The organism is Ruegeria arenilitoris (genome assembly GCF_013035315.1).
Lineage (GTDB): Bacteria > Pseudomonadota > Alphaproteobacteria > Rhodobacterales > Rhodobacteraceae > Ruegeria > Ruegeria arenilitoris_D.
Window position 1 is genome coordinate 110,400 of record NZ_WQHP01000012.1, and the last position, 6,587, is coordinate 116,986.

Here is a 6,587-nt window from a genome sequence, read left to right on the forward strand (position 1 = left end):
GACCAAAGGACGACGGGCCTTTATGGAACTGCATTTCAAATTGATGCCTTTCGCAACGCGCATGAGCATTTACAATTCGCGCGCAATCAATCAGTTGAAAGCTGTTCTGGCTTGAATTTATGAGGGCGAAGTTATGAAGATTGCGGTTGTAGGGCTTGGGTATGTTGGGTTGTCCAATGCGGTCCTGTTGGCACAGAATCACGACGTGACGGCGATCGACATTTCTGAGGCTCGGGTGGAGATGGTCAATTCCGGTCAATGCCCAATTGTAGACGCCGAACTGGAAGACTTTCTTGCCAATCGCACTCTTTCTCTCAGGGCGACAACGGAACCAGCCTTCCAAGACGCCGAGTTTGTGATCGTCGCGACCCCGACAAATTATGACCCCAAGACCAACTACTTCGACACGTCCAGCGTTGAAGCCGTCGCCCGGCAAGTGAATGCTGTAAACCCCGCCGCGACAGTCATCATCAAGTCGACAATACCGGTGGGCTTTGTTCGGTCATTGCGTCTCGATCTTGGCAGCGACAACTTCATATTCTCACCAGAGTTCCTGCGCGAAGGGCGGGCGTTGTATGACAACCTGCACCCCTCACGCATTATCGTTGGTGAGCGTTCGGACCGGGCGCGGGTGTTTGCCGATCTGTTGCTCGAAGGGGCCCTGACCGAGGATGTGGACATTCTGTTCACCGACCCGGACGAAGCCGAGGCGATCAAGCTGTTCTCGAACACCTACCTCGCCATGCGCGTAGCTTTCTTCAATGAACTGGACAGCTATGCGATGGCAGGTGGCATGAACACGCGGCAGATCATCGAAGGGGTCTCACTGGACCCGCGTATCGGCGACCACTACAACAACCCGTCTTTCGGCTATGGCGGCTATTGCCTGCCCAAGGACACCAAACAGCTGTTGGCCAACTATAATCACGTGCCACAAAACCTGATCCGCGCCATCGTGGACGCCAACCGAACGCGCAAGGATTTCCTGGCCGATCAGATCCTGATGAAGGGTCCTCGGGTCGTCGGCATTCACCGGTTGGTCATGAAAGCGGGCAGCGACAACTTCAGACAATCGTCGATTCAGGGCATCATGAAGCGGCTCAAGGCCAAAGGCGTCGAGGTGATTGTCTATGAACCTGCGCTTGAGGAAGATGAGTTCTTTCGCTCTCGCGTGATGCGTGATCTCGAGGCCTTCAAGTCTGAGGCCGATGTGATCGTCGCCAACCGGTTCAGCCCTGAGCTCGAGGATGTCGCGGACAAAGTGTTCACCCGCGATCTGTTTGGCGCGGACTGACCGGGATCCGTATGAATGACCTGCCGCTCAGAGATGAGCGGCAGTATCCAGTCTTACGTTTGACGACAGGGCGTCACGCCAGAACCAGCGCATGAATGCCGGTTGCCGTGGTGCCGGTCGCATGTACGCGTGCCGTACCCACGGGCAGGATCGAAAAGTCCGTCACGTTGATTGTTCGGGTTTCGCCCTGAACCGTCGTCAGAACCACCGTGCCGCCTGTTTCGACGTACAGACCGATCGCCACGTCGGTCAGGTCCGCGCTGTCCGAGGCAACAACAGGAACAATGTCACGTGCCGGGCCGGACAGACTTGAGGCGCGGTCTAGAAAGGGATTGGTCGTCATGGAAGAAGTCTCGCTGTCTGTGTCAAACAGCGGCACGTTAGGTAGAACCGTTTAATGATCCGACAGCCCACCGCGCGTTGCATCGTACCGACAGGTGTTTCCCGTGACCCTCCTGCCAGAAGGTTGCCGCACCCCTCAGACAAGAGCGCGGCAGATGATCGTCAGCCCTTGGCCCCTTGACCGCGCGCGTATTTGTCTTCGTAGCGTACGATGTCGTCCTCACCCAGATAGGTGCCGGTTTGCACCTCGATCAGGACCATGGGGACCTGGCCAGGGTTTTCCATCCGGTGGACCGCCCCAAGAGGGATGTAGACCGATTGGTTCTCTGTCACCAATTGCTCGGTATCGTCGATGGTTACGCGGGCTGTACCCTCAACCACGATCCAGTGTTCCGAGCGGTGGAAATGGCTTTGCAAGCTTAGCGACGCGCCGGGATGGACGTGAATGCGCTTCACCTGGAACCGGTCACCCACCACAAGGCTTTCAAACCACCCCCAGGGACGGTGATCTTTGGGGAATGCGGTCGCTTGTGGCGCGCCTTTTTCCTTAAGCGCGCTCACTGCCTTTTTGACGTCCTGAGCCCGCGATGTATCGGCGACCAGAACAGCGTCGTTCATCGCCACGGCGATGATGTTATCCAACCCGATCCCCACGATTTCCAGCTGCTCGCTATCCGAGCGCAAAAGCGAGTTCTGGCAATCGATCGCCGTTGCGCTGCCGCTGGTCACCACGCCCTCGGCGTCCGGCCCGCTTTCGCGCCATACGGCATCCCAGCCCCCCAGGTCCGACCAGGCCGCATCGAATGGCACCACCGACAGGTTTGTCGCTTTCTCCATGACGGCATAGTCAATCGAGATATCGTCGGCCTGCGCCCAGCTTTCGGGGTTGAGGCGGAGGAAGCCAAGATCCACTGCGGCTGTGTCGACGGCCGCTTTAACCGGCTCCATCAATTCAGGCGCATGGGCCTGAAACGCGGCGATAATGTCTGCGGCACGGAACAGGAAAATCCCCGCGTTCCATTTGTAGTTCCCGGCGGCAAGCATTTCTGTAGCCCGGGCGAGGTCCGGCTTTTCAACGAATGTTTTCAAAGGCACCGGAGCACCGTCGTCGTCGGGCAGGGCAGCCAGTTCGAGATAGCCATAAGCGGTCTCAGGATGCGTCGGGGTGATACCGAAAGTCACCAGCTGGCCTTGCGCAACCGCATCCAATCCTCGGGCAACAGCGGCCTGGAACGCAGCCGCGTCCGGTACGACATGGTCGGACGGCGCAACCAGCAAAACTGCGCCCTCGTCCTTTGCATATGCATGCAGGGCCGCCGCAAGAACCGCGGGGGCCGTGTTTCGACCTTCGGGTTCAATCATGATGGTACCGGGATCAATTCCGATAGACTGTAGTTGTTCCGTTACGATGAACCGAAAATCTGAATTGGTCAGAACCATCGGCGCGTCAAATTTCAAACCGGCATTTTCGCCTGACAATCGACGTGCCGACGCCTGAAACAGAGTTTCGTCCCCAACCAACGGAACAAACTGTTTGGGATAGCTTTTGCGCGACAACGGCCATAGGCGGGTGCCAGAGCCACCGCAAAGAAGGACTGGGCTGATCAACATAAATAGCTCAATTTTATTAACGTGGACCCTTCGGTCCTATTGAAACGACCCTATGGTGACAAGGCCGAGATTGGTCTGGTTCGGAAAAATCGTGTTGTTCCGCGAGCGCCGACACTGTCCCAGGAACCGACCGCATGCGCGTTATTCGAACCGGAGGGAATTTCTAGGAAAGCTATGGACGGGCCGTTATAAACGTCGGCTCGCCGCCGTTTAGACACACGGCACTTAATACGCCAGTTGCAAACGCGCCTGTGTCCACGGCAATTCGACCACGATGCGCTGTCGCGCGATCAACAATCGTATGGCCATAGACGACCCAAACCCCATCCTGCCGATCAACGGAACGAAAATCAGGATGTCCCCACATCAGGGTTTTTTCTGATTGCTGATCCGCCGAGGTGTTGGGGTTAGCCCCGGCATGCGTAACCAGAACATTCCCGGTATGCTCGAAAGGCTTGAGCGCCTTGAGCCACTCAAGCAGCTCGTGTCCCATTTCCGCCAGCAGAGTGTCACGGCATTCGACAAGCTCGTCACCGCTCATCTCAGCGCGCACTCCCTTTACCGCGAAGGACGCCAGGGTCTGCAAACCACCATACCGCAACCAGCGCGGTCCGTTCTGTTCCGGATCGCGCAGAAAGGCCAGCATCATGTCTTCGTGGTTACCCTTCAGACAAGTGAAATCCGATCGGCTTTGGAGCAGGCGTAAGACATCAGCGCTCTGCTCGCCGCGATCGACATAGTCCCCTACAAATATGACGTGGTGATCCCGAGGGATCTGGGGCAGCAGGTTCTCCAGTTGCCGCATGCAACCGTGCACGTCCCCGATGACACAGATCGGAGTATCCGGCCGCGGGTTCGAAAAGACCGCCCGCCGTCCGAAACGTTGAAACAGCGATGACAGCACGATGAAGGGATCTCCTGACTGGGTATTTGACCGGTAACTGCACTGTATCTAAGCGTAACCGGTCGGAAACCAAGGGCTATACCCTTGCCCGCTGATCCGAACAAGCCCTCGTCACGCCGTTTGGCATGCTGGGATGCCCAAGCGAATAAGTTCAGTACCCTTGATCTTGTAAACCCCGTTTATCCGGTCACGGCCTTTGTCCATGAACCAGGTTCTCAGGGGTTCGGGATAGTAGGAAGCCATGACCTCGCTGAAATAGTCAAAATCCGCCGGTGCAAGCCGACGCCCGCTGCGGGATGGACCATGAAAGCCGAACGTCGTATCCGGATTGACGCAGGTTCCGGGGAGACCCAGAAACATAGTGCATGTCGAAAAACAAACGCGCCCGCGTATTTCGACCTGAATTCCGTGGCGTTGAAGATTCTCCAGCTCTATCAACCTGTCGTGCAAATACCCGCCACGATCACTGCCAACGATCATGGGCCCCTGGGCGCCCGCAGGGGCAGGAACCACAAGCACAAATGTAAGAAACGTGGTGACTACGGCCAGGGTTCGGGCGATGTCATACCAGGGCTCGACGACCGCCCGGGGCGTTACCTTCCTTTGGGGGCATGCAATCTTACCTACCAACATCCTTTGATCTCCGGTTCCAGTTGCGGACCGGATCAGAGCTATCGAGCAGGCAAGGGTTCGATTTGCGAGCGACGTGTCTAAATTATGTTTTAAATCAACATTTTCACTATGTTTTTAGGAAACTTTGATCCTTGAGTGACCTGGTCCCTGAACACGATTGCCATCCGAAAACATGCGGAGATGGCTTGCGCGACCGTTTTTTAGGCCTGCAAGTTTTTCTCAGCACTCCGAGAACTGGACACGGTACGTCAGGAGGAAGACACAGGTTCGACCCGATTGGCCGGGCAAATACGACGCCCTACCCCGCGCGATCAAGTTGGGCGGCGCTTAGTCAATCGGGTGTTGTTCAGCTGTACAGGGGTTTGTTATTCGATTGATGGCGCTCGACCAGCTTCTGCATGTGTTTCCCTTTTTTAGGGATGAAACGCACGGACAAGGCTTCAAACTGTGGATCGCAGCATTCCGGGAACAGGTCTTTTATTTCTTGCTGAGCTTCTGCGGAAACCGACTTGAGGGCTTCGGGCCCGGTGTACAAGCTTTCGGTCAAGGCACCGTTGGACCAGACAAGCTCATGATTATCGAACAGCAGGTGATAGTACTCCACACCATTCGGGGTATCCGTTACAATGTCGATACCATTCAATGACAGCAGTTTCTTTGCTGGGATCAATACGTCCTGATGATCAAACATCCGCTGAGCAACCGCGGACGAGACAAGAATGCGATGCTGCTGGGACACGATCAAATCCTGTTTGGGATGTCCTGCACCCAGTGCATTCGCCGAAATGCGGATCGGTCTCAAACGAGGTTCGGCCTCTAGCTCAGTGTTGCTTAACCGGCATGAGCCAATCCATCGCAGAGGTTTCAAACCGTGATCATGCGTCATCACCTGATCTCCGACCTGCAGATCCTCGACCGGAACTGCTCCTGCATCCGTCTCGATCAAAGTACCGGCGCCGAAACATAATACATCCTCGAATTCACCGCTGGCGTTCGTCGGTCCGGTTTGGGACTGTGTCAGGAGGATCCTATTTGTCCCAGTGTCGTTCCAAGCGGCTGCGATGGCCGCAGAGTTCACTGTTAACCCACTAAACAACTCCAACGGCTCCAACGGACCGTTGTTTGTCTTGATACCATACAGCTCGATGGTCCCGTCCGGGTTCACAACTAAACGGACGACGGGAGCATCAGGATCGGTGTTTCCTAGCTGCCAAACAGCGGGCGTATCGACTTCGTACCGGTCACCATCAGCAAAGCGAACCGTTTGGCCAGATGTTCCCGGAATCTGGAATTGAAGCTCATTCGGTGCCCCACCCGGACCGCCAACAAACAGGTTCACACCGTTTATCTGAAGCGCAAAACTGTTGTCGAGAGAGGTGAAATCAATGACAAATCCACCTCCGGGTGACGTATCAAAGAACTCAGCGGTTTGTCCGCCTGAAACACTGAAATTCGCCATCTTCTCCCTCGGTCATTCTTTGGGTCTTTGGCTATTTTTCAGCCACTTACACCATTTTCCAGCGGTGACATTACGTACTTCCACGCCTTTGGAAAGTTCGTTTTTCGTGCTGGTAAACGACATAGAATTGGGGTTTTTTTCGCGATTTCTTAGGTTTTTAGGGGGAATGGTTGCATCGCAAATCAAACCTGCGTTCCGAATGACGGAAGGATGATAGCGTCGCGCCAGCAATTGATTGATCTTGGGGATCAATTTTGGTCGATTGTGGTTTTTTGATTTTTGTTGATTTTGGTTGCGGGAGCAGGATTTGAACCTGCGACCTTCAGGTTATGAGCCTGACGAGC

General features: G+C 55.4%; 6 protein-coding genes. 1 reads left to right on the forward strand and 5 read right to left on the reverse strand.

All coding sequences use genetic code 11. The features are described from left to right. Nucleotides 1-133 precede the first annotated feature (133 nt). A complete protein-coding gene (locus tag GOV53_RS20015; protein WP_170469918.1) occupies nucleotides 134-1,294 on the forward strand; it encodes a nucleotide sugar dehydrogenase in 1,161 nt (386 codons plus the stop codon). Nucleotides 1,295-1,367: 73 nt separating this feature from the next. On the opposite strand, the gene GOV53_RS20020 is transcribed toward GOV53_RS20015, so the two are convergent. From GOV53_RS20020 to GOV53_RS20035, 5 genes are all read right to left on the reverse strand, one after another. Continuing rightward, a complete protein-coding gene (locus GOV53_RS20020; protein WP_170469921.1) occupies nucleotides 1,368-1,637 on the reverse strand; it encodes a spike base protein, RCAP_Rcc01079 family in 270 nt (89 codons plus the stop codon). A 161-nt stretch (nucleotides 1,638-1,798) separates the two neighbouring features. After that, entirely contained in the window at nucleotides 1,799-3,247 is a 1,449-nt protein-coding gene (locus GOV53_RS20025) for a mannose-1-phosphate guanylyltransferase/mannose-6-phosphate isomerase (RefSeq protein ID WP_170469922.1), read from the reverse strand. 172 nt (nucleotides 3,248-3,419) lie between these two features. Beyond that, complete coding sequence (locus GOV53_RS20030) at nucleotides 3,420-4,151, reverse strand: metallophosphoesterase family protein (RefSeq protein WP_367648809.1); 732 nt, start codon at nucleotides 4,149-4,151, stop codon at nucleotides 3,420-3,422. Nucleotides 4,152-4,262: 111 nt separating this feature from the next. After that, on the reverse strand, nucleotides 4,263-4,784 hold the full coding sequence (locus tag GOV53_RS21210; RefSeq protein ID WP_217361265.1) for a hypothetical protein: 522 nt from the start codon (nucleotides 4,782-4,784) through the stop codon (nucleotides 4,263-4,265). A gap of 346 nt (nucleotides 4,785-5,130) precedes the next feature. Then, nucleotides 5,131-6,243, reverse strand: coding sequence for a Hint domain-containing protein (locus tag GOV53_RS20035; RefSeq protein ID WP_170469924.1), 1,113 nt, complete (start codon nucleotides 6,241-6,243; stop codon nucleotides 5,131-5,133). Nucleotides 6,244-6,587: the final 344 nt, after the last annotated feature.

Excerpts from the sequence above, each read along its gene's own strand:
- GOV53_RS20015 (WP_170469918.1), top strand. The coding sequence starts at position 134 with ATGAAGATTGCGGTTGTAGGGCTTGGGTATGTTGGGTTGTCCAATGCG.
- GOV53_RS20035 (WP_170469924.1), bottom strand. The coding sequence starts at position 6,243 with ATGGCGAATTTCAGTGTTTCAGGCGGACAAACCGCTGAGTTCTTTGAT.
- GOV53_RS20025 (WP_170469922.1), bottom strand. The coding sequence starts at position 3,247 with ATGTTGATCAGCCCAGTCCTTCTTTGCGGTGGCTCTGGCACCCGCCTA.
- GOV53_RS20020 (WP_170469921.1), bottom strand. The coding sequence starts at position 1,637 with ATGACGACCAATCCCTTTCTAGACCGCGCCTCAAGTCTGTCCGGCCCG.
- GOV53_RS21210 (WP_217361265.1), bottom strand. The coding sequence starts at position 4,784 with ATGTTGGTAGGTAAGATTGCATGCCCCCAAAGGAAGGTAACGCCCCGG.